Origin of the sequence: Aureitalea sp. L0-47, from assembly GCF_026126405.1 — a bacterium.
Classification (GTDB): domain Bacteria; phylum Bacteroidota; class Bacteroidia; order Flavobacteriales; family Flavobacteriaceae; genus Pukyongia.
Window position 1 is genome coordinate 125,662 of record NZ_JAFMTQ010000005.1, and the last position, 23,328, is coordinate 148,989.

General features: G+C 44.0%; 24 protein-coding genes. 13 read left to right on the plus strand and 11 right to left on the minus strand.

The annotated features are described in order from the left end of the window. Positions 1-51: 51 nt before the first annotated feature. The 5 genes from J1N09_RS07380 to J1N09_RS07400 all read right to left on the minus strand — a co-directional run bounded on the left by J1N09_RS07380 (position 52) and on the right by J1N09_RS07400 (position 5,479). A complete protein-coding gene (locus J1N09_RS07380) occupies positions 52-2,667 on the minus strand; it encodes a T9SS type A sorting domain-containing protein (RefSeq protein WP_265199356.1) in 2,616 nt (871 codons plus the stop codon). 88 nt (positions 2,668-2,755) lie between these two features. Next, complete coding sequence (gene aqpZ, locus J1N09_RS07385; protein ID WP_265199357.1) at positions 2,756-3,457, minus strand: aquaporin Z; 702 nt, start codon at positions 3,455-3,457, stop codon at positions 2,756-2,758. Between the two features lie 99 nt (positions 3,458-3,556). Continuing rightward, the gene (locus J1N09_RS07390; RefSeq protein ID WP_265199359.1) at positions 3,557-4,147 is read right to left on the minus strand and encodes a TIGR00730 family Rossman fold protein; all 591 of its coding nucleotides are present in this window, start codon (positions 4,145-4,147) and stop codon (positions 3,557-3,559) included. Continuing rightward, positions 4,131-5,024, minus strand: a complete 894-nt coding sequence (gene prmC, locus J1N09_RS07395; protein WP_414826841.1) for a peptide chain release factor N(5)-glutamine methyltransferase — start codon at positions 5,022-5,024, stop codon at positions 4,131-4,133. Before prmC ends, J1N09_RS07390 begins: the two co-directional genes overlap by 17 nt. Further along, positions 4,994-5,479, minus strand: a complete 486-nt coding sequence (locus tag J1N09_RS07400; protein WP_265199360.1) for a GNAT family N-acetyltransferase — start codon at positions 5,477-5,479, stop codon at positions 4,994-4,996. The genes prmC and J1N09_RS07400 overlap by 31 nt, the downstream gene beginning before the upstream one ends. Positions 5,480-5,506: 27 nt before the next feature. Here J1N09_RS07400 and ribD point away from each other — a divergent pair, with 27 nt between their 5' ends. Genes ribD through J1N09_RS07415 form a run of 3 tightly spaced genes read left to right on the plus strand, consistent with a single transcriptional unit; the run spans position 5,507 to position 8,033 of the window. Further along, a complete protein-coding gene (gene ribD / locus J1N09_RS07405; protein ID WP_265199362.1) occupies positions 5,507-6,553 on the plus strand; it encodes a bifunctional diaminohydroxyphosphoribosylaminopyrimidine deaminase/5-amino-6-(5-phosphoribosylamino)uracil reductase RibD in 1,047 nt (348 codons plus the stop codon). After that, the gene (locus J1N09_RS07410; RefSeq protein ID WP_265199363.1) at positions 6,550-7,422 is read left to right on the plus strand and encodes a DMT family transporter; all 873 of its coding nucleotides are present in this window, start codon (positions 6,550-6,552) and stop codon (positions 7,420-7,422) included. The genes ribD and J1N09_RS07410 overlap by 4 nt, the downstream gene beginning before the upstream one ends. Continuing rightward, positions 7,422-8,033, plus strand: coding sequence for an IMPACT family protein (locus tag J1N09_RS07415; protein ID WP_265199364.1), 612 nt, complete (start codon positions 7,422-7,424; stop codon positions 8,031-8,033). The genes J1N09_RS07410 and J1N09_RS07415 overlap by 1 nt, the downstream gene beginning before the upstream one ends. On the opposite strand, the gene J1N09_RS07420 is transcribed toward J1N09_RS07415, so the two are convergent. Next, positions 8,034-8,432: an acyl-CoA thioesterase gene (locus J1N09_RS07420; protein ID WP_265199365.1), complete on the minus strand. Its 399-nt coding sequence runs from the start codon at positions 8,430-8,432 to the stop codon at positions 8,034-8,036. Positions 8,433-8,638: 206 nt separating this feature from the next. On the opposite strand from J1N09_RS07420, the gene dnaA reads away from it, so the two are divergent. From dnaA to J1N09_RS07440, 4 genes are read left to right on the plus strand one after another with little or no spacing between them, the layout of a single operon-like run. Further along, positions 8,639-10,066 (plus strand): chromosomal replication initiator protein DnaA, encoded by a 1,428-nt coding sequence (gene dnaA / locus J1N09_RS07425; protein WP_265199366.1) that lies wholly within the window; start codon positions 8,639-8,641, stop codon positions 10,064-10,066. Positions 10,067-10,099: 33 nt separating this feature from the next. Continuing rightward, on the plus strand, positions 10,100-10,552 hold the full coding sequence (locus tag J1N09_RS07430; protein ID WP_265199369.1) for a low molecular weight protein-tyrosine-phosphatase: 453 nt from the start codon (positions 10,100-10,102) through the stop codon (positions 10,550-10,552). Positions 10,553-10,606: 54 nt separating this feature from the next. Then, positions 10,607-12,007 carry a PQQ-dependent sugar dehydrogenase gene (locus J1N09_RS07435; protein WP_265199370.1) on the plus strand — a complete coding sequence of 467 codons (1,401 nt, stop codon included), beginning with the start codon at positions 10,607-10,609 and terminating at the stop codon, positions 12,005-12,007. 2 nt (positions 12,008-12,009) lie between these two features. Then, positions 12,010-12,723, plus strand: a complete 714-nt coding sequence (locus J1N09_RS07440; protein ID WP_265199373.1) for an SAM-dependent methyltransferase — start codon at positions 12,010-12,012, stop codon at positions 12,721-12,723. A gap of 5 nt (positions 12,724-12,728) precedes the next feature. Here the strand turns inward: J1N09_RS07440 and J1N09_RS07445 are convergent, their stop codons facing one another. The 4 genes from J1N09_RS07445 to dapF form a co-directional block, all read right to left on the minus strand. After that, a complete protein-coding gene (locus tag J1N09_RS07445) occupies positions 12,729-13,376 on the minus strand; it encodes a peptidoglycan-binding protein LysM (RefSeq protein ID WP_265199374.1) in 648 nt (215 codons plus the stop codon). A 322-nt stretch (positions 13,377-13,698) separates the two neighbouring features. Then, positions 13,699-14,748 (minus strand): endolytic transglycosylase MltG, encoded by a 1,050-nt coding sequence (mltG, locus tag J1N09_RS07450; RefSeq protein WP_265199375.1) that lies wholly within the window; start codon positions 14,746-14,748, stop codon positions 13,699-13,701. Next, the gene (locus J1N09_RS07455) at positions 14,732-15,268 is read right to left on the minus strand and encodes a GNAT family N-acetyltransferase (protein WP_265199378.1); all 537 of its coding nucleotides are present in this window, start codon (positions 15,266-15,268) and stop codon (positions 14,732-14,734) included. Before J1N09_RS07455 ends, mltG begins: the two co-directional genes overlap by 17 nt. Continuing rightward, positions 15,265-16,038, minus strand: a complete 774-nt coding sequence (gene dapF / locus J1N09_RS07460) for a diaminopimelate epimerase (protein WP_265199379.1) — start codon at positions 16,036-16,038, stop codon at positions 15,265-15,267. The genes J1N09_RS07455 and dapF overlap by 4 nt, the downstream gene beginning before the upstream one ends. Before the next feature lie 128 nt (positions 16,039-16,166). Between dapF and J1N09_RS07465 the strand changes: the two genes are divergently transcribed. Further along, the gene (locus tag J1N09_RS07465; RefSeq protein WP_265199380.1) at positions 16,167-17,558 is read left to right on the plus strand and encodes a trypsin-like peptidase domain-containing protein; all 1,392 of its coding nucleotides are present in this window, start codon (positions 16,167-16,169) and stop codon (positions 17,556-17,558) included. A 134-nt stretch (positions 17,559-17,692) separates the two neighbouring features. Continuing rightward, the gene (locus tag J1N09_RS07470; protein ID WP_265199381.1) at positions 17,693-19,141 is read left to right on the plus strand and encodes a glyceraldehyde-3-phosphate dehydrogenase; all 1,449 of its coding nucleotides are present in this window, start codon (positions 17,693-17,695) and stop codon (positions 19,139-19,141) included. Between the two features lie 3 nt (positions 19,142-19,144). On the opposite strand, the gene J1N09_RS07475 is transcribed toward J1N09_RS07470, so the two are convergent. Beyond that, on the minus strand, positions 19,145-20,557 hold the full coding sequence (locus tag J1N09_RS07475) for a Gfo/Idh/MocA family protein (RefSeq protein ID WP_265199382.1): 1,413 nt from the start codon (positions 20,555-20,557) through the stop codon (positions 19,145-19,147). Positions 20,558-20,663: 106 nt separating this feature from the next. Between J1N09_RS07475 and J1N09_RS07480 the strand changes: the two genes are divergently transcribed. The 4 genes from J1N09_RS07480 to rplS all read left to right on the plus strand — a co-directional run bounded on the left by J1N09_RS07480 (position 20,664) and on the right by rplS (position 22,921). After that, positions 20,664-21,104, plus strand: a complete 441-nt coding sequence (locus J1N09_RS07480; protein WP_265199384.1) for a GNAT family N-acetyltransferase — start codon at positions 20,664-20,666, stop codon at positions 21,102-21,104. Between the two features lie 42 nt (positions 21,105-21,146). Next, positions 21,147-21,641 (plus strand): tetratricopeptide repeat protein, encoded by a 495-nt coding sequence (locus tag J1N09_RS07485; protein WP_265199385.1) that lies wholly within the window; start codon positions 21,147-21,149, stop codon positions 21,639-21,641. After that, entirely contained in the window at positions 21,641-22,318 is a 678-nt protein-coding gene (gene trmD / locus J1N09_RS07490) for a tRNA (guanosine(37)-N1)-methyltransferase TrmD (protein ID WP_265199387.1), read from the plus strand. Before J1N09_RS07485 ends, trmD begins: the two co-directional genes overlap by 1 nt. A gap of 252 nt (positions 22,319-22,570) precedes the next feature. Then, the gene (gene rplS / locus J1N09_RS07495) at positions 22,571-22,921 is read left to right on the plus strand and encodes a 50S ribosomal protein L19 (protein ID WP_265199388.1); all 351 of its coding nucleotides are present in this window, start codon (positions 22,571-22,573) and stop codon (positions 22,919-22,921) included. Positions 22,922-23,328: the final 407 nt, after the last annotated feature.

Below are 23,328 nucleotides of genomic sequence, written 5' to 3' on the forward strand. Positions count from 1 at the left end.
AAAAGGGCCACCATAACGGCGGCCCTATCAGTTAAAAATATTTAGTTGACCTTATCTTTTGATGAATCGTTTAGACACTGCTAATTTACCCGTCACAAAACGCACAAAGTACATTCCTGTGGCAAGTTCTGAAACATCAATCTGCAGTGAACCACTTACGTTTGTATAAGATTGTACCAGAATTCCCATAGCCGAATAGACATTTACTTCATCGAATTGCCCTTCTAAAATATCAATATTCAAAGTCGTATTAGCAGGGTTAGGATGCAATTTGATATTATCTGAAGTGGCAAGTCTTTGTGCCTGGAGAGCCTCAGGTGTTCTAATGTTTGATTCTGAAGGCACAATCGGAGTCTGCTCTCCGTCACCGGTTATGATAACCTGATCAAACCAGATTTGGTCGTTGTTAGCACTTGCATCACATCGAATTCTGAATCGGTTGTTCGTTGTGAAGTTATAGTTCGCAGAGCTAAGCACAATGGTATCGGTAAAGAACGTATTGTTACTGAAATCTGTTCCACTAACATACTGTCCGATAACCTCGTAAGAAGACCCATTAAAGAATTCAACAAAGTAATCCTCACCATTCTCCATACTGTTAGCATAGGTATGGAATTCGATAGAAACCTGGGTGTTTCCTGTAAGATCCAAAGCCGGGGAAGTCGCATTGGATGAATTAGAATCGTCTCTTAAACGGATTGAATACGTCCCTTCATATGAATTTGAAGTTGCTTGCCTGGCACAGTCGTTTCCCCCATCGATCCATCCTTCTAATCCAGTCTCAAAATAGTACGCTGCTATAGCACCACCTGTACCTCCACCTTCAAGTGTGGTAAATGATGTATTCGCATCACCGGAAACATTCCCGGCAGCATCCTGCGCGTTTACTGTGGCATTATAAAGTGTTAGTGGAGACAATCCTGTTAGATCGAATGATGTAGATGTCGTGCTCCCTACTGAATTACCGTCAACTGACACATTATACTGAGTTACACCTACATTGTCGGTAGATGGATCCCATGTTAACGTAGCTCCGGAAGAAGTAATATTTGTCGCAATTAAATTGGCAGGCGTAGTAGGTGCTTCTGTATCAGGTGGTGCAATTTGCACAGTGAATTTTCCAACTACTCCTCTTCGACTCCCGTTTACGTATTCATTGATAAACCAGAACGAAGTATCATCCGAAGGATCAACATCCATCTTACTATAATCACCATAGCGCGTTCCGGGAATCTTATCGGTACCATTGGCGATAAGTCCTTCTGTCCCTGTCATTACACCTAAGGGATCACTACTCGATCTACCTGTGAAGTACGAACTGATATGAACAGTGCCGGGTGTATTCGGACCACTCATAGAGGTGTATCCCATTCCAATATTTCCGGCTCCATCCATCGCAAGACTAGCGTTCCATGCGTGGCGGCCATCCGGTGCTGTATACGTTCCTTCCTGGTAAAGGCTCCAGGGCTGATTGTCTCCGCTCTGACGGAACTCATACCAACGAACCGCTGCTAACTCTCCTGAACTAGCATCTGCGTCCACAACAAAATTGAATACGGCAGAATTATGATTCGTAAATTTCCTGAACTGCGCCTGGTTCATGATCGTTGCTTGTAAGGCATCTACATTCACCTTTCTTCCTCTACCCGGTTGGGTAAGATTGGCAAAACTTCCGTTATCGAACACACCAATGAAGGGTGTCGTAGGAATCTCCGTTGGAGACGAAACCGTTGAACTTCCGGGACTGTTCCAATTCACATCGATTGTCCATAATTTGATATGGTCGTTCGATACTCCGGACCAGGCATCATCCTGCATATAAACAATGGTTGCACCACCGGCTGCGGGCATATTTCCGTCTGTAACATTGAACGCCTGAGGGCTGTAAAAGCCGAAGGTCGAAATTCCAGGAAGATTAAACCCAAGGATTTGAGCATTCGGGTCTCCAGTTAATAAGGCATCTCTCTCCAAGGCCCATACTTTATTGCTGGAGGTCGTATTGTCTGTCATATAATAACCATCACTCCAAACCGATAATTTTTGATAGTCGCTTATTGAAGATATGGTATAGACATACCATCCGGCTGTAACCGGGTTAGGACCATCTGAAACCGCTATCTGAGCTCCATTCCCAAGGAACGAAAGCACCCATCTATCGGCAGCATTGTCATAGGAAGCAGTTAAATCGCAGCATCCACCCGAAGGAAATATCGCCGGACTAGGCGAAGTTTGAGGAACCAATTGAGTTCCGGATTTATCATAAATGGTAAAACCGGTATTGTACACCACAAAAACATGGTTTGGTCCAACCGCAAGTGACGGATCGGTAGGTTGAGATCCGGATGCGTAAGCATCGAAAACTAGACTTGCCGGAGCCATGCGAACACTTTGCTCCTGTTCGTGCCTGTTTCTTACATAGTAGTCGTCTTCTGTTTGAGGATCTTTGCCTTCCACTATCATATTACCAAGAGATCGTTTATCCTTTGCTTCCTTTACAGAGTCGTCGGACGGGATCCAGTCGTTCTGCCGGGAAGCGAGTGAAGTGACATATTCCATGGATGTCACAGAGCCAATAAAGCTTGGGGATTGCTTGTCAGCCACCTGGGCCGACAGCGGAAAAATTAAACTTAGAATAAAAAGGTTGAGCAGTAATTGTTTTGTTTTCATTTTTATGTCAGATTTGTTAATAATACCTAAAGATATAATTTTTAAAAAAAGGACCCCGATCGGGGTCCTTTGTTAAATTTCAGAAATGCTAATCCTCAATAAATAGTTTTCTAACTACCGCAGCGAACACACCACCGGCAATAGGAGCTACGATAAACAACCAGAGTTGCTCCAGTGCCATACCACCAGCGAATAATGCAGGACCTAAACTACGTGCCGGATTCACCGATGTGCCAGTTATCGGAATAACCACCATATGTATAAGTGCAAGCGACAATCCTATAGCCAGTCCGGCCATGGCAGGGGAAGCATTCTTTGCTGTGGTTCCGAAGATCACCATAAGAAACAGGAAAGTGAAAACAAATTCAGCGATCAGGGCCGAAGTCATATTGTATTCACCCAGATAACCTTCTCCCCATCCGTTACTGCCGAGCCCCCATTCGGGCATCTCAAAACCGGCTCCTCCGCAAAGGATCATGTACAACAAGGCCGCAGCACCAATGGCACCTATACATTGTGAGATGATATATCCAAAAGTATCTTTTGCCGATAATTTACCGGCCACCAGCATGGCAACGGAAATTGCCGGGTTGATATGACAACCGGAGATGGGACCTATAGTGTAGGCCATAACTGCAACAGCTAAACCGAAAGCCAGCGAGATTCCTAGTAATCCCAGGCCGTCAGGGCCTGTTTGTGAAACGCCTGCCACTGCCGCCGCACCACATCCGAAGAGCACAAGGGCGAAGGTCCCAAGCCCTTCTGCAAAATATTTTTTCGTTGAACTCATAACTAAAAATTTAATGGTTATGAATCCAATTTAGCCGAAAAAGCTATGGTTGGACTTAAATTGTTAAAAAAACAGTGGAAATAGTTAATAAGTTGAACTCTAGGTTCTTTCCTCGGTAAGCCAATGCGGAATTTGTGGTGGTTTGAACTGATGCATTTTTTCCAATAGCCCTTCAACATCCGTATCAACAAGAAGCAATTCGTAATTATTCATCGATAAAAATCCTCGTCGTACCATGGTTTCCAGCAACCGGAGAAGGTCGTCATAGAATCCATTCACATTCAATAGACCAATAGGTTTGGCGTGCAGTCCCAGTTGAAGCCAGGTGATGATCTCGAATAACTCTTCCAGCGTCCCCATTCCTCCCGGCATCGCAATAAAACCGTCACTTATCTCCTGCATCTTCAATTTGCGATCGTGCATATTGGTGGTAGTGATCAGTTGGGAAAGTCCGAGATGAACGACTTCTTTCTTTTTCAGAAATTCAGGAATGATACCGATCACAGCACCGTGATTGTCCAGCACCTCCTGTGCTACCCTGCCCATGATACCGATCTTGGCAGCTCCATATACCAGAGTGATGTCTTTCTCAACCAAAGACCTTCCAAGTGTCTCCGACGCATCAATTATAAGCTGGTCGTTTCCTTCACTGCTACCGCAAAAAACGCATATACTATTTAGCTGTGTCATTTTTCAAATATTGACCGCGTATAAACCTGTGCTTCCCCCTGAAATCCTCGCGCAACTCAACGTTCTCAAAACCAGAATCTTTCAACAGCGAAAGCATCGCTTCTCCAAGATACTCATTAATCTCGAATAAAAGCCAGCCTTGATTGTTCAAAGCTGGTTTCGACAATTCAACGATACGCCGGTAAAACAACAGTGGGTCGTGATCGGGCACGAAAAGCGCTGTGGCTGGTTCATATTTAAGAACATTGTCTTTCATTTGCTTCTTCTCCATCTCACGAACATAGGGCGGATTTGAAACAATAAGATCGTACGTCTCAGGCAAAGTAGTTGCTTGGAGGATATCCAATTGTAAAAATTCAACATCAGCTTGATGGTCCTCAGCATTTCCTCCTGCCACAGCGAGGGTTTCTTCTGAAATATCTATGGCTGAGACCTGGGTTTTTGGTAAATTTTTAGCAAGCGAAATAGCTATGCACCCTGAGCCTGTACCTATATCCAGGACACTCTTACATCCACTGTGTTCTTTGATAATCCAGTCCACCAATTCTTCGGTTTCCGGCCTGGGAATTAGGGTGTCTGGTGTTACCTTAAGATCGAGTCCGTAAAATTCTGTGCTACCTATTATATATTGTATAGGTTCTTCCTTTTGCAACCTTCGTATTGCTTCTTCAATTTTTTTAATTTCTTCGGAAGAAATTACAGTATCGCTTTTTATGGCGAGGTCGAAACGTGAGTATCCAAGCCAGTGTTCCGAAAGTAAAATGAAAAAGGATTCGATCTCTTCCGAAGGAAATATTCCTTTGAGTTTATTCTGAAAATCAACTTTTAGTTCACCAACTTTCAACCCTACAGTGTTTTTAGCATGTGTGTCTGACAAGCATAATGCCCGGTATCTCCGATAGGACCATCGATATATTCGAAACCGGATCTTTCGTATAGTTTCTGAGCGGCGATCATATACGGCATGGTTTCAATATATACTTTTTCGTAGCCGAATGCTGCTGCCTTCTCCAGGCACTTTTCCATCATTCGAGTGCCCAATCCACGGCCTCTTATGGATGGCTGGAAATACATTTTTTGTAGTTCACATATAGGTCCGTCGTAATTATCCAATTGAGAAATACCAGCACCACCAACGATCTCCCCTTCCAACTCAATTACAAAATAAGCTGCCTTTTCTTCCTGGTATTCTCCATACATATCATCCAGGGCCTTATCGGCATAGGCACTACCAACCTTTGGTACTCCAAAATCCTCCAGCACGGATCGGATAAGACAGGCGATCCGGGCATTGTCGCCTTTTTTAATGGGTCTGATAACGGGAGATTGCATGTGCTAATTAACTTGTACTTTTGCGTGGTGAAGTTACACGAAAAATTTATGTCACGCTGTATCGAACTGGCCAAAAAAGGTCTGGGAAATACATACCCCAATCCACTTGTGGGCAGTGTGATAGTGCATGAAGGCAGGATCATTGGCGAAGGCTGGCATCACAAAGCGGGATCGCCTCATGCGGAGATCAATGCCATCAATAGTGTAGCCGATCCCAGCTTATTAAAATCGTCTACGATCTATGTTAGCCTCGAACCCTGTAGTCATTTCGGGAGGACTCCACCTTGCGCCAACCGTATCATTTCCGAAGGAATAAAAAAGGTGGTAATTGGAAGCACCGATCCCAACCCACAGGTAAGTGGTAATGGTATTCGATTACTGAAAGAAGCCGGTTGCGAGGTAACAACTGGGATCATGGAAGATGCCTGTGACGAACTCAACAAACGTTTCTTTACTTATCAGAAAAAACATCGGCCTTACATCTTTTTAAAGTGGGCACAGACCAGTGATGGCTTTATCGCACCTAAAAATCGAAAATCGGAGGGTGAACCAGTATGGATAAGTAATCCGTTCTCCAAACAAATAGCACATAAAATGCGTGCTGAAGAGGCAGCCATACTCGTTGGCACCCAAACAGTGATCGATGATGATCCTGGTCTTACCACAAGGGAATGGAAAGGTTCCAATCCATTGCGGATCGCACTGGATCGAAAGGGTCGTATCCCAAAATCAGCAGCGATACTGGACGGCAGCTCTCCTACCCTGCTACTTACCCAAAGTAGCAACGAGGAATTCCCAAATGTGACCGCCAGAGCGATTGACTTTAGCAAGCCCATTGCGAAACAGGTGTGTGAGATCCTTTTTGAAATGGAGATCCAAAGCCTCATCGTGGAAGGTGGTGCTAAGACACTTCAAACATTTATAGACGAAGAACTCTGGGATGAAGCTATCGTCTTCGAAGGGCCTGCCGTATTTGGTGAAGGAGTCGCTTCTCCCATAATTGCAGGAATGGTGCATTCGGAAGAAAACATCAAGGAGGATAGTTTGACAATATTTAAAAATATGGCCGGGTGATCTATCTGATATTAAGTGTCCTCTCCTCTACGATCATTTTCGTGGTCTTTAAACTATTCGATCGTTTTAAGATCAATACCCTCCACGCCATCGTGGCTAATTACATTACGGCTTGCCTTTGCGGACTCATAGCCTACGAGGAGAGCGTGGGTTTTACTGAAACTATTTCCAAAGACTGGTTTCCGTTTACTGCCGGACTGGGTGTATTGTTTATCATAATCTTCAATTTAATGGCGATCACAACACAGCGAAGTGGTTTGTCGGTAGTTTCGGTAGCTACAAAAATGAGCCTGGTAATTCCTATCATTTTTGGACTCCTATATTATAAGGAGAGTTTAGGCGTATTGAAGTTCGTAGGAATTGTTATGGCCCTGATCGCCGTTTACCTCGCCTCGATGAAGTCGAAGGCAGGAGTCCGGGTGGATCGCAGGAACCTCATTTACCCACTGCTCGTCTTCCTGGGTAGCGGTGTTATAGACACCAGCTTGAAGTATCTGGAAGATACTCATGTGGCTAAGAATGAGGTGGCGTTGTTTTCTTCAATGATCTTCGCGACAGCGGCCGTTTCCGGATTTCTGTTGCTGGGTTGGCAGGCTGTTCGCGGAAAATTCAAGTTCGAATTAAAAAGCATTATTGGCGGTATATTCCTTGGTATCCCGAATTACTTCTCGGTATACTTCCTTGTCCAGGCGCTGCGTAGCGATATCCTGGAAAGTTCGGGGATTTTCACCGTCAACAATGTTGCGGTAGTAATGACATCTACTTTGATTGGTATTCTGCTTTTCCGGGAGAAACTCCTGCCCAAGAATTGGATAGGTGTTGTGCTGGCCATACTTAGTATCTTATTGGTGACCTTTGATGGCTTATAATGGAAGGGGAAAGAGATACATATAAAACTATTGCTTTTGCATCCAATGAAACTCTCATTAAAGAAAAGGGGAGCAAATTCTATGGTTATGCCTATCCGGTTTCTTCCGAAGAAGAGATTAGGGAACGCATCGACCATTTGAAGAAAGAGCACCACAGTGCCAGGCACTGGTGCTATGCCTGGGTGCTGGGTAAAGAATATGAGCGTTATCGCGCTAATGACGACGGAGAACCTTCGAATTCGGCGGGAGCACCAATCCACGGACAAATTCAGTCATTCGATCTTACTAACGTGCTAATTGTGGTAGTTCGTTACTTTGGGGGAACCAAACTTGGTGTTGGTGGATTGATTCAGGCATATCGCAGCTCGGCCAGGCTTGCGTTGGAAGCTTCAAAAATTATAACCCGCACTATAAATGACGAATTTGTTATTCAGTTTCCCTATTCAGAAATGAATACAGTGATGCGGATAGTTAAAAGTGAGGCAGTTGAAATCCTGGAACAGAAAATGGAACTCGACTGTGAATTTCAAATTTCAGTTCGGAAAAAGGAAGCCGACAGGGTAAAAAATCTCTTCAAAGTGCAGCCGAAAATTGACATTCAAAAAGCATAGCTAATCCCGAAGCTTTTCCAACAGATATTCAGGCGCACGTCTTATCTTATTTTTTTGCATGTCAACGAAAACCAGAGTTGTTGAAGCCGTCACTAAAAGCTCTCCTTCCGAGTTGTGAATTTCATAATCGAACTCAATTGTAAATGTAGGAAGTTTCCTTAACGTTGTGGTAACTATAATTTCATCGTCGTACTTGGCTCCTTTCTTATATTCTATAAGCAGTTTAGTTACAGGCAGTTCGATGCTGTTTTCTTCCATCCACCTGTACGAAAAGCCCAGTTCACGCAACCATTCGGTTCTTCCCTGTTCGAGATACTGAGCGTAATTTCCATAGTACACCACACCCATTTTATCGGTCTCTCCGTAGCGGACTCTTATTTTGGTTTTATTTTTTTTCACAAGAAAAGTATCAAAAAGTGGGGATATTTTTCGTAAGTTTATCTACGTAAAGGTATGCGAAAAAAAAAGTGAAAATTCAATACCCATTCGATTTTTTTTTTCATTTTTTTGTTCACATATTTGCAGTGTTAAGATAATGTTAGGAATCCTTCTTTTTTCTACATTTTTCTGCACAGGAATTAACTAACTATACTTCAGCGATCACTATGAGCAAAACTGCCGAATCGGTTTGGAACAATTGTTTGTCCTTTATTGAAGATAACATCTCTTCCCAGGCATACAAAACATGGTTCGAGCCAATCAAAGCAGTAAAGCTTACAGATAATGCCCTTAGCATCCAGGTACCGAGTAAATTTTTCTACGAATGGCTGGAAGAGCATTATGTAAAACTACTGAAGGTTGCCCTTACAAAAGAATTAGGGACCTCTGCCAAGCTGGTGTACGTCATCAAAATGGAGAACACCTACGGTAACAAACAACCCTTTACCGAAAAGATCCCGAGTACAAACCGAAGTCAGGTCCAGTCCCAGGAAGTGGATGTTCCCTTAAAGAACAAAAGCCCTGAACTTAAGAATCCCTTCGTTATCCCCGGTATCAGAAATGTAAAGATCGAGTCCCAGCTTAATCCTAGCTACAACTTCGATAACTTCCTTGAAGGAGAATCGAACCGACTTGCTCGTTCAGCAGGGATGGCTGTTGCAAACAAACCGGGAGGAACTTCTTTTAACCCCCTTCTCATTTTTGGTGGTGTAGGTTTAGGAAAAACTCACCTTGCTCATGCCATTGGTGTTGAGATCAAGGACAAGTACCCGGAAAAGACAGTACTTTATATTTCTGCTGAAAAGTTCACGCAACAATATATTGAGTCGGTTAAGAAGAACAACCGAAACGACTTCATCCATTTTTACCAGATAATTGATGTACTGATCGTGGACGACATCCAGTTGCTCTCCGGAAAAGCCGGAACACAGGATGTTTTCTTCCACATTTTCAATCACTTACATCAAAATGGCAAGCAGGTGATCCTTACCAGTGATAAGGCACCAGTGGACATGATCGATATTGAGCAACGCTTGCTTTCACGTTTCAAATGGGGACTTTCCGCCGAACTGAACCACCCGGATTACGATACTCGAGTGGCGATCATAAAAAACAAGTTGTATAGGGACGGTGTGGAAATGCCTGAAGACATCATCGAATTCCTGGCTAATAATATAAAGACCAATATCCGCGAACTGGAAGGTGCCATTATTTCGCTGATCGCACATTCTTCTTTCAACAAACGAGAGATCACTATCGACCTTGCGAAAAAGATCGTCGATAATTATGTGAAGCACACCAAGCGTGAAGTTTCTATCGATTACATTCAGAAGGTAGTAAGTGAATATTTCCAGATGGACGTAGATACGCTTCAGTCGAAAACAAGAAAAAGACATATCGTTCAGGCAAGGCAACTGGCCATGTTCTTTGCAAAGAAATTTACCAAAGCTTCGCTGGCGTCCATTGGATCCCAGATCGGGCAGCGAGATCATGCCACGGTCTTACACGCATGTAAAACGGTAGACAATCTTTCGAGTACCGACAAGCAGTTCCGAAAATATGTGGAGGACCTGAACAAGAAATTAACCTTATAACAAATCCCGCCGCAGCGGGATTTTTTGATTTATATGAAGACAAAAATTTTAATGGTATGCCTTGGCAACATCTGCCGCTCTCCCCTTGCGGAAGGTATTCTACGTTCCAAAGTAGACAGGAGTCGCGTTACTGTTGAATCGGCGGGAACCGGTGGCTGGCACGTAGGTGAGCAACCTGATCCCAGGAGTATTGAAGTCGCAAAGAAAAATGGCCTGGACATTACCTATCAGAGAGGAAAAAAGTTCTCAGCCTACGATTTCGAGACCTACGACCATATCTTTGTAATGGACAATTCGAACTATCGTGACGTGGTTGCTTTGGCTAAAACCGATGATGAAATTGCTAAGGTTACGTTAATCCTGGACGAAATATTCCCGGGTGATAACGTGGATGTGCCAGACCCCTACTACGGCGGCCATAACGGTTTCGAGAATGTTTTCAAAATGCTGGACGAAGCCTGTGAGAAGATCGCAGCTCGGCTCTAACTTTGTCATTCCTTAGTATTTCATTACTTTAGTGTAAAATCAAAAAAAGAATCTATGAAAACAATTTCCCCTTTTCTATTAATGCTATGTTGTATTACGTCAGCATTCGCTCAAATCATTGAAGTAGAACAGTTTAATACGGGTGGGTCATTTAGTCAGCCAGTGGATCTGCAAAATGCGGGTGATGACCGACTCTTTGTGGTTGAGAAAGCCGGTGTGATAAAAATTATGAATGCGGACGGCTCGATAGTAGCTACGCCGTTTCTTGATATCGATTCAATAGTCTTCGGACCAACTAGCACAAATGATGAACGCGGTTTATTGGGGTTAGCTTTTCATCCGGATTATGCCAACAACGGCTTTTTCTATGTCAATTACATCAACAATGCCGGAAACACACAAGTCTCCAGGTTTTCTGTGGATGCCGCTGATCCGAATATTGCCGATCCCGGTTCTGAATTACCGATTATTGATTATAACCAACCCTTTCAGAATCACAATGGTGGTTCACTGGCCTTTGGTCCTGATGGTTACCTCTATATCGCTTCGGGTGATGGAGGTAGCGGAGGTGATCCGGGTGACAGGGCACAAAATACAACCTTACTCTTAGGTAAGTTGCTCCGCATAGATGTGGACAATACTTCCGGAGGGAACAACTATGCCATTCCAGGAGACAATCCATTTGCCGGTAGTTCGACAGATGCTGAAGAGATCTGGGCATACGGATTGCGAAATCCATGGAAATTTTCATTCGATAGCCAGACCGATGATCTTTGGATAGGTGATGTGGGACAAGGTGATGTAGAAGAGATCAACAAGCAACCGGCAACAGCTGCGGGACTAAATTACGGTTGGCGATGCTATGAAGGATCACAACCTTTTAATACCTCTGGCTGCCCTCCAATGGGAACACTAACTTTTCCCGAAGCTGAATACTCTTCAAGCTCCGGTAGCGGAAATTGCTCGGTTACAGGAGGCTTCGTATATAGAGGAAGTCAGTGGCCCGCCTTACAAGGACTATACTTTGCCGCCGATGTATGTAGCGGAAAGTTGTTTACAGTGGACTCCACAGGAAATATTGTTGACCGAGGTGGATTCGGCGGTTCCTGGGTATCTTTCGGAGAAGATATCAATGACGAATTATTTGTGGTAGATATATCCGGGAATATATTCCGAATCGTCGACGCTACAATCGCCGGGGTCAACGATTCCGAAACAAATAGTTTTCAATTGATTCCCAATCCGGCTACCGATATGGTTTCCTTTCGCCTGGAATTTGGAATTATTCAGAATATTCAGATCGCGGATATCACAGGTGCTGTGGTTTATTCCGAAGAAAACATTGATGCTCAAAACCACCAAATTTCAATTTCTGCATTGCGAAGCGGTATATACCTGGTATCTGTTGAAACCGACTCAGGCACACAACGTGTTCAAAAACTAGTGGTTCAGTAGCCATGGAGCCGGAAAAAGGCAATCTGTATTTAATTCCTTGTACGCTGGGAGAGACTCCTCCCCTGGAAGTACTACCGCTGCTCGTGAAGAAAGCCGTGGAGGAGATCGATTACTACATAGTGGAGCACGAGAAAACCGCTCGCCGATTTATTAAGAGCATCGTTCCGCGAAAATCCCAACCCGATCTGCAGTTCATGCTGATCAATAAATACACAGACGAATCCGAGATACCCGAAATGTTGTCGCCATGCCACCAGGGTCTTGACGTTGGGGTGATAAGCGACGCTGGCTGTCCAGGGATTGCAGATCCAGGTGCTGCGGTTGTTGCTGCTGCTCACAGACAAGGGATCAGGGTTGTTCCTCTGGTGGGTCCTTCTAGTATATTACTCGCCATGATGGCCAGCGGATTCAATGGACAGAATTTTGCTTTTAACGGTTATCTCCCAATTGACAAAAGGGAACGGCGGAAAGAGATAAAGCGCCTTGAAAGGCTTTCCGAAGAACAAGACCAGTCTCAGTTATTCATCGAAACACCCTATCGAAATAATCAGTTGCTCGAGAGTATTCTTAGCACGGTCATGGGCAAGACCAGGATTTGTGTTGCATGTGATATTACCTTAGCCACCGAATTCATTCTCACATTAACCGCGGATGAATGGAAAAACAAAAAGGTGGATCTCAACAAGAGACCCACCATTTTTATCATCCAAAAATAACTTACTTATAATACTTTGGCCTGCCTGTCGGCTTCAACCCAGGAAGTATCATATCCTGAAAATTTCTTTAAGTAGTAGCGAATCGAAGTGCCAAAGGCATCGCTAAATTGCACAGCTCCACCGCTTCGAAGATATTTTTTTACATTACCTGCTCCTGCTAAATGAGCTGCGGCCAGTATACCCGACTCTGTAACTTTCACCCCGTCGATATATCTTCCTACATACCTGTCGATATCACGACGCAAAATCCATTTGTTGCGTGAAGTGTAGGCGTTGAAGGCCTGTTCCTGCATCTTGGCATCATTCATGAACGCCTGAGAATTGTATATCCCGATCATATGCAAGGTACCCTTACCAAACTGGTATTTCCCCATGTAGCCATACTCATTGATCGTATTGTAGTTGTTTCGTGACTCTTTAAATCCAAGAGCTTCCTTGAATCCTACATAGGTCTTACCCAGGAACAAATCGTTGTTCGATAGTTTTCCGGGTCTTTCATAATTTCCATCTACCATGGCGGGAACTGTATAATAAAGCTCCATTCCACTGGTGTCGAAGTATGTTAACGACTTATTTTTCTTAAATGAAAAAGTCGAAACAGCTCCGATCGCGATGATCACTAATAAACTAACTCGTAATAACTTACGTCTCATTTTTTTAGCTTGCGGTAAGTAAATAATACACTTACCAAATTTCAGACAGCAAATATACTACTGAAACACAGATTTTTATATGACGGTTGTTAATGTTTGTTAAGGTTCATTTTTGTGGGAATTTTCATCTAATCAGGTATTTACACCTTTCATTACAAAATTAACACTGAAAAGGGGGTAAAATTGCTAATTCGTTCAAAAACAATGAACTATCTTATGAACAACGCAATGGTGTTAAAATGAAATTTTAACGAATATTTTGGTCTGATTTTATAAATAACAAGACATTTTCAATTTTCTGACCGATTTTAGGTAATAATTATCAGCGATTTACACCCTGCTCGTTGATCCAACGAACATAATCTGCGCGATTTCGATTGTGCTGGGCCAGGGTTTTGGCAAATTTGTGATAGCCGGGGTTGGAAACATCGGCTACCATGAAGATATAATCGTGATTTTCGTAGTTTAGAACAGCCTTCACAGACGACAGGTCAGGCATGGAAATAGGTCCCGGTGGAACCCCGGTATATTTATAGGTGTTATAAGGAGAATCAATTTCCAGGTCGCGGTACAAAACCCGTTTGATCACCTGGTCGAAATCATTTTCTGTCTTCTTCTTGGCATAGATCACTGTAGGATCCGCCTGCAATAGCATTCCTTTTTTTATCCTGTTCACGTAAAGACCTGCCACTCGAGGACGCTCGTCCACTTTAGCCGTTTCCTTCTGAACGATAGCAGCCAGGGATATCACCTCCTCCGGACTCAATCCAATAGCGGAAGCTTTCGCTTTGCGTTCTTCGTTCCAGAAGCGATCGTACTCCGCACTCATCCGCTTACAGAACTCTGCAGCCGAAGTATTCCAGTATAGCTCATAGGTATTGGGAAGATACATTGACAAGGCTGAATCATCTGTTAGTCCGATTTCCTCAAGAATTGCCCGGTCTTTCATCGCAGTGATCAAAGACAGACTATCTGCTTCGATCTGTCTGGATACGGCCCCTGCCAGGTTTTCCAGACGTTCCTGGTTGTTGAATTTCACCTTTACTGGCGTATTATTTATCCGAATGGTGTTAATAATATCATTGTTATTCATTCCTTTCTTAATAACATAATGACCGGGTTTGATATTAGCTGGATATCCTTTTCTATTTGCGACCGCTTCAAAGGAAATATCATCTTTAAGCAATGGACGCAATTCATCCAATACATCCGAAAAGGTTGCATCGGTCCCGATATAAATATGTGCTTCGTCATTATTAAAAGCAGTATTCGGAGATAGAACGGCTCCATACACGAACCAGGCAAAGATCGCCATCGCGATTATCCCAAGTATTAATACCGACCAAATTATACGTTTAAAATTCTTTCTCATGAATTAACTGATAGAGTAGTTCGTTCTTATATCCTTTTTCTGAATTGATCCAGTCTTTCTTAGTTCCCGCCAGCACGTAACCCAGCTTTTCGAACATCTGAATACTAACGTTATTATCTTCTGAAATATTGGCATACATCTGGTGCAGTTTCAGGTGGGTGAAGGAATAGTCCGCGATCATTTTCAAAGCATCCGATGCATATCCCTTGTTTCGCTCATCGCGGTCGAAGATCACGATTCCAACTCCCGCACGATTGTGTTTAGGTTCAAAATCGAAAAGATCCACCAAACCAATTGGCTTTCTGTTTTCTGCTACACAGATAACAAGCCTCAACTGTTTTACTTCGTAAATATCCCTGTGGGCATTTTCCAGGTACTGTTTAAGCACAAACTTAGAATAAGGCGTTGTCGTATTACTAACTTCCCATACCGATTCGTCGTTCTCCAGTTCGTATAACAAATCGAGATCGGTTTGCTCAAGCGCTCTGAGCAGTATGGTATCACTTTTCAGCGTTTTCATTTCCAGACTCCTTTATATACCTGCACAGCCGGACCGATGAGATGAACATCCGTATAACTATCTTCTTTTTTTCTGAAGTTAACCATCAGGTCTCCTCCCGGAGTTTTCAGTTTTATTTCTTCTGAAGTGGTTCGTCCGCTTTCGTACATGGCCAGCGCCACGGCGGTGACTCCCGTTCCACAGGACAGGGTTTCATCTTCCACTCCTCTTTCGTAAGTCCGAACAGCAAATTCCGAAGGAGATATCTCAGACACAAAATTCACGTTGGCTCCTTCTTTTCCGTACAAATCATTTCGTGTAGCCCTCCCTTTTCCGAAGACATCATAATCACTCAAATCGTCCACTATGGTTACGTGATGTGGTGAACCGGTATTCAGAAAGACGTAGTTATTATAGACATCTACGCTGTGGACATCGTTCATACGCAATGAAACTATACCATCCTCAATTTCGGCCTCGTGCATTCCATCTACCGCTTCGAAGGTGGCATTGGTTTCAATAATGCCCAGGTGTTTGGCAAAGTGAGTGATACAACGCCCTCCGTTACCGCACATGGTACTCAGGTTCCCGTCCGAATTGTAATATACCATTGTAAAATTGGCAGTCGGATGCTTCTCCAGCAATATCAATCCGTCAGCCCCTATGCCAAATTTTCTGTCACACATTTGCGCCACCAATTTGGTATTATTTTTGGTGAAATGATCAGCGCGGTTATCGATCAAAATGAAATCGTTACCCGTACCCTGGTATTTATAGAATTCGATAGGCATCCTCGCAAAGGTATGAAAAGACAGTTCTAAATACCGTTTTACAACCTTGTTAAATGGACGTTAAATGTGAAATACTGAAGAAATATTTTCGTCTTATAATTGTTAACTTTAAATAAATGAATGCGCATATGAAACAGACTATTCGAATGCTAGCCGTGGCGCTCATTGCAGGCGCCGTGACGCTTGGAGGTTATAAATTACTCGAAGAAAAGAACGAACCGATGGTGGTGACCACTTCGGAAAGCCCCAGGTTCATACCTACCTCCTATGCTTCAAATTTAACTGAAACGAATATCGATTTTGTGGAGGCAGCAGAGAAAACCGTTCACGCCGTGGTTCACGTAAAAAATACAATGATCAGCCGCAAGCCAACCAACCTTATGGAATACTACTTCGGTGGTGGCCAGCCCAGGGCCGTTGAAGGTGCGGGTAGTGGGGTGATCATTACGCCTGATGGATATATTGTTACCAACAACCATGTGATCGCCAATGCTACGCAACTTGAGGTTACCCTGAATAATAATAAGACGTACGATGCCGAACTGATCGGAACCGATGCAAGAACAGACATCGCCCTTATTAAAATTGACACGGATGAGAAATTGCCTTTCGTGCCTTTTGGTGATTCCAATGAACTGCGAATTGGTGAATGGGTATTGGCAGTTGGAAATCCCTTTAACCTTACCTCAACAGTAACGGCAGGAATTGTAAGTGCCAAGGCTCGTGACCTGAATGAATTCGACGCTAATCCACAGTCGTTCATCCAAACCGATGCTGCGGTAAATCGAGGAAACAGCGGCGGAGCTTTAGTAAACATACGTGGAGAACTGGTAGGTATCAATACCGCCATTACTTCTGAAACGGGTTCCTATGTGGGCTACTCTTTTGCGGTTCCCTCAAATAATGCCCGTAAGATCATTGAGGACATAATGGAATACGGAGACGTGCAACGGGGTATTCTCGGAATTCAGGGTCGCAACCTAAATTCAAACGTAGCCGAACAACTAGGTATAGAGGAAACCGAAGGAGTGATCGTTGGCGGTGTTGAAAGCGGCAGCGGCGCGGACAAAAGCGGCATACTGGAAGGTGATATCATTAAAGGCCTGGATGGTTATAAAGTAGGTAAGTTTTCGGATCTAACCGGTTATCTGGGATCCAAACGGCCGGACGATGTAGTGGATGTGACCGTGATACGGAATGGAAGACAAAAAGTTATTCCTGTTACCCTCGTCAAACTGGAAACCTACGAGCTGGAGCAAATCGGACTGGAACTTCGAAATGCTAATCGTGAAGACCTTAAAAATTTTGGCGTGAACGGCGGAGTGAAAGTAAGTAGGGCGCTAACACGAGACATGCAAAAATACGATCTGGGAGGCATACTTATCACTAAGATAAACGATGAACCCGTGAACAATATCGACGATGTGAAAAGCATTATGCGCCGGGTTGATAGCAACGATGACATTAAATTAACCTTCATCGACAGGGATGGAGACCAAAACACGTTCATCTTCAGGTAACTTATAAATTCTAAAGAAAGACACCCCTTCGAAAATGATATTTCGAAGGGGTATTTATTTTTACAAATATCCTTTACGAAAACGTTTGAATTCTATACTTTTGCAGCGAATTTCAACCCCCTAAAAAAGCACTCATGAGTTTCGACGAAGTTTATGAAAAAGAACTCTCCTTCCAAACCGACCGCCGTAAGGCCACGGTAGAATTTATTAAGATCGTCAGCGACCTTTGGTACGACCGCTCCATAGAGTTGGTTCTCTTCAGAAATCAGCTTATAGACCGCAACGTGAGCGAGATCCTAAATCTGCATGAATATGCAGGTGAATTCGTTCAAAAACCAATTTCCATCTTTGATTCTGTAGAGATCGCACAAGCCATTCGCACCATTGATCTTCCTCCTGCCAAGCTCGACATCGGTAAACTCACTTACGAGTACCACATGGAGGACAACCAATTCCAGGATGCCATGAACTTTGTGAGCAAGAAACTCAAGGGAGCTAAGAAATCGGAGAGTATTGTGCCTAAGGATGTGATCCTTTATGGTTTTGGTCGGATAGGCCGGTTGCTTGCCCGTGAATTGATGACTCGCACTGGGCAAGGGAGCCAAATGCGTCTTAGGGCCATTGTGACCCGTGGAAATATAGACCAGTCCATACTGGAGAAGAGAGCCTCTCTCCTCCAGCACGATTCGGTACACGGTGAATTTCCCGGCACGGTTCAGGCTGACCTGGAAAACAGCGCACTCATCATCAACGGAACCACCGTACACATGATCAGCGCAAATGCACCCGAGGATATCGATTATACTCCCTACGGAATTGAGGACGCCCTGGTGATCGACAATACAGGGGCTTTCAGAGATAAAGAAGCGCTTGGAAGACATCTCAAATCAAAAGGGGTTTCAAAAGTATTGCTTACCGCTCCCGGAAAAGGAGTGCCTAACATCGTTCATGGAGTAAATCACCGCGATTACGATCCGAGCAGTGTGGATATATTCTCGGCTGCTTCCTGTACAACTAACGCTATCACTCCTGTGCTTAAAGCTATCGAAGATTCGTTTGGGGTAGTACAAGGCCACTTGGAAACTATTCACGCCTATACCAACGACCAGAACCTGGTTGATAATATGCACAAGAAATATCGTCGAGGGCGTGCGGCTGCACTCAACATGGTGATCACAGAAACAGGTGCCGGAAGTGCTGTTTCAAAGGCGTTACCATCATTCGAAGGCAAACTCACTTCCAATGCCATCCGTGTACCCGTTCCTAATGGTTCATTAGCTATTCTTAAACTGGAACTGGAAAACCAGACCTCCAAAGATGCGCTGAACACCATCATGAAGAAGTACGCACTGGAAGGCGATCTCGTCGAGCAGATCAAGTATTCACTCAACAATGAATTAGTTTCATCGGATATTGTTGGCTCTTCGGCGCCTGCCATTTTCGACAGCAACGCTACTATTGTTGCCAAAGACGGGAAGAATGTTGTTCTATATGTATGGTATGATAACGAATACGGGTACAGTCACCAGGTAATCCGCCTGGCAAAATACATTTCGAAAGTTAGGAGATATACATATTATTAGGACCTAAAGCTCCCAGCCGCTTCGATAGGCACGCTTAACCCAACTGTTAGCGTGTTCGTAATTGGATACTTTCATCGCGTCGCCATCCCAAAGAATGGTTCGACGACCCGGGTATTCGTAAGGTGCCCAGTCGCCGGGTTTCTTGCCTTCTTTTAGTTTTTTGTACTGAAATGCTTTGATAGCAAGGTTACCCATGAGTACCGCTTCGGTTAGCGGACCTCCGTAACTGAAGGGTGATGAAGTTTCCGTTCCGTTCAGGCAGGCATTCACCCATTCCCCGGCATGATCGGTTTCAACTCGTTTTATTGTTGGATCAGGCGGTGTGAAGTCCAGCATACGTTCCGAAGGCAATAATCTTGGGTTCCCGGAGTAGGTATCAGTGATCATGATGCCTTCGCTTCCATGGAAGATACTTCCTCCCCCGCTACCACCGGGCTCCTCCCCTTCTCCTAATTCGGAAGGAAGATCAGGCATGATGCCGCCGTCGTACCAGTTTAGTGAAACATCACCATGTGTTTCAGAATTGAACTTTAATCGCACAATTGATGATGGCGGACAAGCCTCAGAATAATCCGCTTCCACAAAATCCCCGGACCAAACCGTTGTACAGCTGGCTTCTGCTTCGTACGGAAATTGTAATCCAAGTGTTTTGAATGGCGTTTCCATAATATGGCAACCCATATCTCCCATAGCTCCTGTTCCAAAATCCCACCAACCGCGCCATTTGAATGGCAAATAGCCGGAGTGATAATCTCTCATGGCGGCAGGCCCCAGCCATAGATCCCAGGCTAAGGTTTCCGGAATGGGTTCACCATTGGTGATCTTTCGAAAGCCTTGTGGCCAGACGGGCCTGTTTGTCCAGCAGTCCACTCGATGTACTTTTCCGATAACACCGGCATTGATCCATTCCTGGGCTAGTCGGATACCCTCGCCCGAGGCTCCCTGGTTTCCCATCTGGGTCTTGATACCCATATCCCTGGCAGTACTCGCCATAAGGCGCGCCTCATAGATATTATGCGTGAGGGGTTTTTCCACATAGGCATGTTTCTTCTCCCTCATGAATGGAAGTGCTATCACGGCATGTGTATGATCAGGCGTCGCAACCATCACAGCATCTATCTCATTGAGATGGTTATCGTATACTTTTCTGAAGTCGGCATACTGCTTTGCTTTAGGATGATTGGCAAAGGTATTCGCCGCTCGTTTAGCATCTACGTCACAGAGTGCGATGAACTTCACTTTCCCACTATTGAACAATTCGTTCACTACACCAGCTCCCCGGCCGCCAACACCTATACCAGCGACGTACAATGTATCACTTGGTGGTATGTGCGCCCCACCTAAAACAAAGCTGGGAACGATAGTAAAAGCCGCACTGGCTGCGGCAGTCTTTTTCAGGAAAGATCTGCGTTTCATAGTTGGATAGTTTGAAGAAAGTTGCCTAAAGATAAGAAAAGAATTTTCACGTTGTATAGTATGCGAGTAAGCAGGAATTCTTTAACTTCCTTGCTTAAAAGACCACATGAAGCTATTAAGAGCAACCCTTGATGACCTGGAAACCATAGTGCCACTGTTCGATGGATATCGTGTGTTTTACAAACAGGAATCCAACCTGGATGTCGCAAGGAAATTTGTTCGGGAGCGTCTTGTAAAGAAGGACTCGGTGATCTTTTTAGTGGTTTCAGAAGATGGAGAAGGTATGGGTTTTACACAATTGTATCCTAGTTTTTCTTCTGTTTCCATGCAACGAGTATTTATTCTGAACGACCTTTTTGTTTCTAATGCTTTCAGGGGTCGTGGAATTGGAGAAGCCCTATTGGAACACGCCCAGGTATTTGCCAGAAATGAAGGAAGCAGGGGTTTGACATTGGAGACAGCGGTGGATAATCCGGCGCAACGATTGTATGAGCGACTGGGATGGAAGAAGGACGACGCCGTATTTCATTATACCTGGGAGATATAATTCGAAGTATTTGCTTTATTTTTACATTCTAAACCGAATCGAATGGACCATCTTACCAAACTAGAAGAATTGCTCGACCAGGCCAATACTGACATTAAAAATGGTAAATACGACGAAGCCACGAATAAGCTGGAAAAGATCATTGATATGGATCCCAATTTCGGGAAGGCGTACAATCATCTTGGGTATTTGTATGAAGTGAAGTTCAAGGAGTATGAGAAAGGTGAAACACTCTATAAATTGTGCCTGGAAAAGACGCCTATGTACCCAGCGGTATACTACAATTATGCTATTCTGCTTTCTACCTTGGGAAAATGGGACGACCTGAAGGCTTTACTTGACAAGGCGATCAATATTCCGGGTATTACAAAATCCACTATGTGGAATGAATACGCTATCATGTATGAGCAGCAGGGAAAATTGGACGAAGCTATTGAACACTACAGAAAAGCAGCTTTAAGCACCCTTGACAAATCTGTACTGGAAAGAGCAAAGGGATCGATAGATCGCTGTAAGATGAAAAAAGACCTTATCTAATGCGAATTGATATCATCACGGTATTACCGGAACTGCTTCGGAGTCCGTTTGAAGCATCCATCTTGAAACGAGCCATAGACAAAGGGCTCGTTTCCGTATACACTCATAACTTGAGAGATTACACGAGCAACTCCTATAAACAGGTAGACGATTACCAGTTTGGTGGTGGTGCCGGTATGGTGCTGATGATTGAGCCTATTGATAAATGCATTAGTAAGCTGAAGGAAGAGCGGGATTATGACGAAGTGATCTACATGACCCCTGATGGTGACACCTTTAGCCAGGGAATGGCTAACGAGCTTTCACTAAAAAAAAATATTATTATTCTCTGCGGGCATTATAAAGGTGTGGATCAGCGAGTGAGGGATCACTTTATCACACGTGAGATCTCGGTAGGAGATTTTGTGCTGAGTGGGGGTGAATTAGCCGCAGCGGTTTTATGTGATGCGGTGATTCGTCTAATTCCCGGCGTACTGGGCAATGAAACCAGTGCATTAACAGATTCCTTTCAGGACGATCTGCTGGCACCGCCTATTTACACTCGTCCTGCCAACTACAAGGGCTGGAAGGTTCCCGATATTTTGACAAGTGGACATACGGCCAATATTGAAAAGTGGCGAGAGGAAGAGGCGCTGAAAAACACAGAAAACAAACGCCCTGACCTACTGGATGACTAGCTCCCTGCGTTAGGGATTGAAGCTGGCTACCCCGCCGTCGCACGCTATGGCGGGCAGGCGTGTAGCGCGGAAAGCCCGCCCCTGAAGTGAAACGGCGTTTCTACTTCAGGGGAACGCCCAAAATACAGAAGTAAATATTTTTCTAAAAATGAGGACGCAAATGCAGAAAAATGTATATTTGCAGCCGATTTGCTTCAACCTCTGGCGAGAATCGTGAATGTTGTTTCGAACAAAACCATTAAAAGGTAAGTAATGGAAAGCTTAGTAAAATTTGTTCAGGACGAATTTGTAACTAAAAAAGAATTCCCGAAGTTCGGTGCGGGAGATAGTATCACCGTTTACTACGAGATCCGCGAGGGAAGTAAAACAAGGACTCAGTTCTTCAAAGGAACAGTGATCCAGGTTAAAGGAACCGGAACTTCGCAAACTTTCACCATTAGAAAGATGTCCGGAACCGTTGGAGTTGAAAGAATATTCCCACTTAACCTTCCGGCCCTTCAAAAAATTGAAGTGAACAAAACAGGAAGCGTACGAAGAAAACGTATTTACTACTTCAGAGGATTGACCGGTAAGAAGGCAAGAATCCGAGAAAAGAGAAGCTAAACATCGCTTCAAATACAAGAAAATACAAGGCCTCCCAAGTGGAGGCCTTTGTTATGAACAAATGTTAATAACCCTCGTGAATACATTGTGAATATAAAGCAGTGTATTTTTCTTGCATTTTAAATTATCTATTTTACATTTGAAATATCAATGTGATGCAAATCGCATGATAAACATAAAGTAACGTTCTTTATTTCTTTTGTTGAATTGCCTGAGACTCTGACGACCGCAAGGTACGTTAGGTCGAGATTCAGTGAAAGTTAGGGTATTGTTTTCGGAGACCGGAAGAACTCGTTTCGGAAAGTCGTTGAGGAAAACAGTCTCGTTGAAACAGGTCACAACTGCGAGGGTATAATAAACTCGTCCTGATTCGTCTTCGGCGGATAGTTGGTAACGGCAGGTTTCAC

What these genes read in the sequence shown, in the direction of transcription:
- J1N09_RS07380 (WP_265199356.1), bottom strand. Translation starts at nt 2,667, where the DNA reads ATGAAAACAAAACAATTACTGCTCAACCTTTTTATTCTAAGTTTAATT.
- aqpZ (WP_265199357.1), bottom strand. Translation starts at nt 3,457, where the DNA reads ATGAGTTCAACGAAAAAATATTTTGCAGAAGGGCTTGGGACCTTCGCC.
- J1N09_RS07390 (WP_265199359.1), bottom strand. Translation starts at nt 4,147, where the DNA reads ATGACACAGCTAAATAGTATATGCGTTTTTTGCGGTAGCAGTGAAGGA.
- J1N09_RS07400 (WP_265199360.1), bottom strand. Translation starts at nt 5,479, where the DNA reads ATGCAATCTCCCGTTATCAGACCCATTAAAAAAGGCGACAATGCCCGG.
- J1N09_RS07415 (WP_265199364.1), top strand. Translation starts at nt 7,422, where the DNA reads ATGGAAGGGGAAAGAGATACATATAAAACTATTGCTTTTGCATCCAAT.
- dnaA (WP_265199366.1), top strand. Translation starts at nt 8,639, where the DNA reads ATGAGCAAAACTGCCGAATCGGTTTGGAACAATTGTTTGTCCTTTATT.
- J1N09_RS07430 (WP_265199369.1), top strand. Translation starts at nt 10,100, where the DNA reads ATGAAGACAAAAATTTTAATGGTATGCCTTGGCAACATCTGCCGCTCT.
- J1N09_RS07435 (WP_265199370.1), top strand. Translation starts at nt 10,607, where the DNA reads ATGAAAACAATTTCCCCTTTTCTATTAATGCTATGTTGTATTACGTCA.
- J1N09_RS07440 (WP_265199373.1), top strand. Translation starts at nt 12,010, where the DNA reads ATGGAGCCGGAAAAAGGCAATCTGTATTTAATTCCTTGTACGCTGGGA.
- J1N09_RS07445 (WP_265199374.1), bottom strand. Translation starts at nt 13,376, where the DNA reads ATGAGACGTAAGTTATTACGAGTTAGTTTATTAGTGATCATCGCGATC.
- mltG (WP_265199375.1), bottom strand. Translation starts at nt 14,748, where the DNA reads ATGAGAAAGAATTTTAAACGTATAATTTGGTCGGTATTAATACTTGGG.
- J1N09_RS07455 (WP_265199378.1), bottom strand. Translation starts at nt 15,268, where the DNA reads ATGAAAACGCTGAAAAGTGATACCATACTGCTCAGAGCGCTTGAGCAA.
- dapF (WP_265199379.1), bottom strand. Translation starts at nt 16,038, where the DNA reads ATGCCTATCGAATTCTATAAATACCAGGGTACGGGTAACGATTTCATT.
- J1N09_RS07465 (WP_265199380.1), top strand. Translation starts at nt 16,167, where the DNA reads ATGAAACAGACTATTCGAATGCTAGCCGTGGCGCTCATTGCAGGCGCC.
- J1N09_RS07470 (WP_265199381.1), top strand. Translation starts at nt 17,693, where the DNA reads ATGAGTTTCGACGAAGTTTATGAAAAAGAACTCTCCTTCCAAACCGAC.
- J1N09_RS07475 (WP_265199382.1), bottom strand. Translation starts at nt 20,557, where the DNA reads ATGAAACGCAGATCTTTCCTGAAAAAGACTGCCGCAGCCAGTGCGGCT.
- J1N09_RS07480 (WP_265199384.1), top strand. Translation starts at nt 20,664, where the DNA reads ATGAAGCTATTAAGAGCAACCCTTGATGACCTGGAAACCATAGTGCCA.
- J1N09_RS07485 (WP_265199385.1), top strand. Translation starts at nt 21,147, where the DNA reads ATGGACCATCTTACCAAACTAGAAGAATTGCTCGACCAGGCCAATACT.
- trmD (WP_265199387.1), top strand. Translation starts at nt 21,641, where the DNA reads ATGCGAATTGATATCATCACGGTATTACCGGAACTGCTTCGGAGTCCG.
- rplS (WP_265199388.1), top strand. Translation starts at nt 22,571, where the DNA reads ATGGAAAGCTTAGTAAAATTTGTTCAGGACGAATTTGTAACTAAAAAA.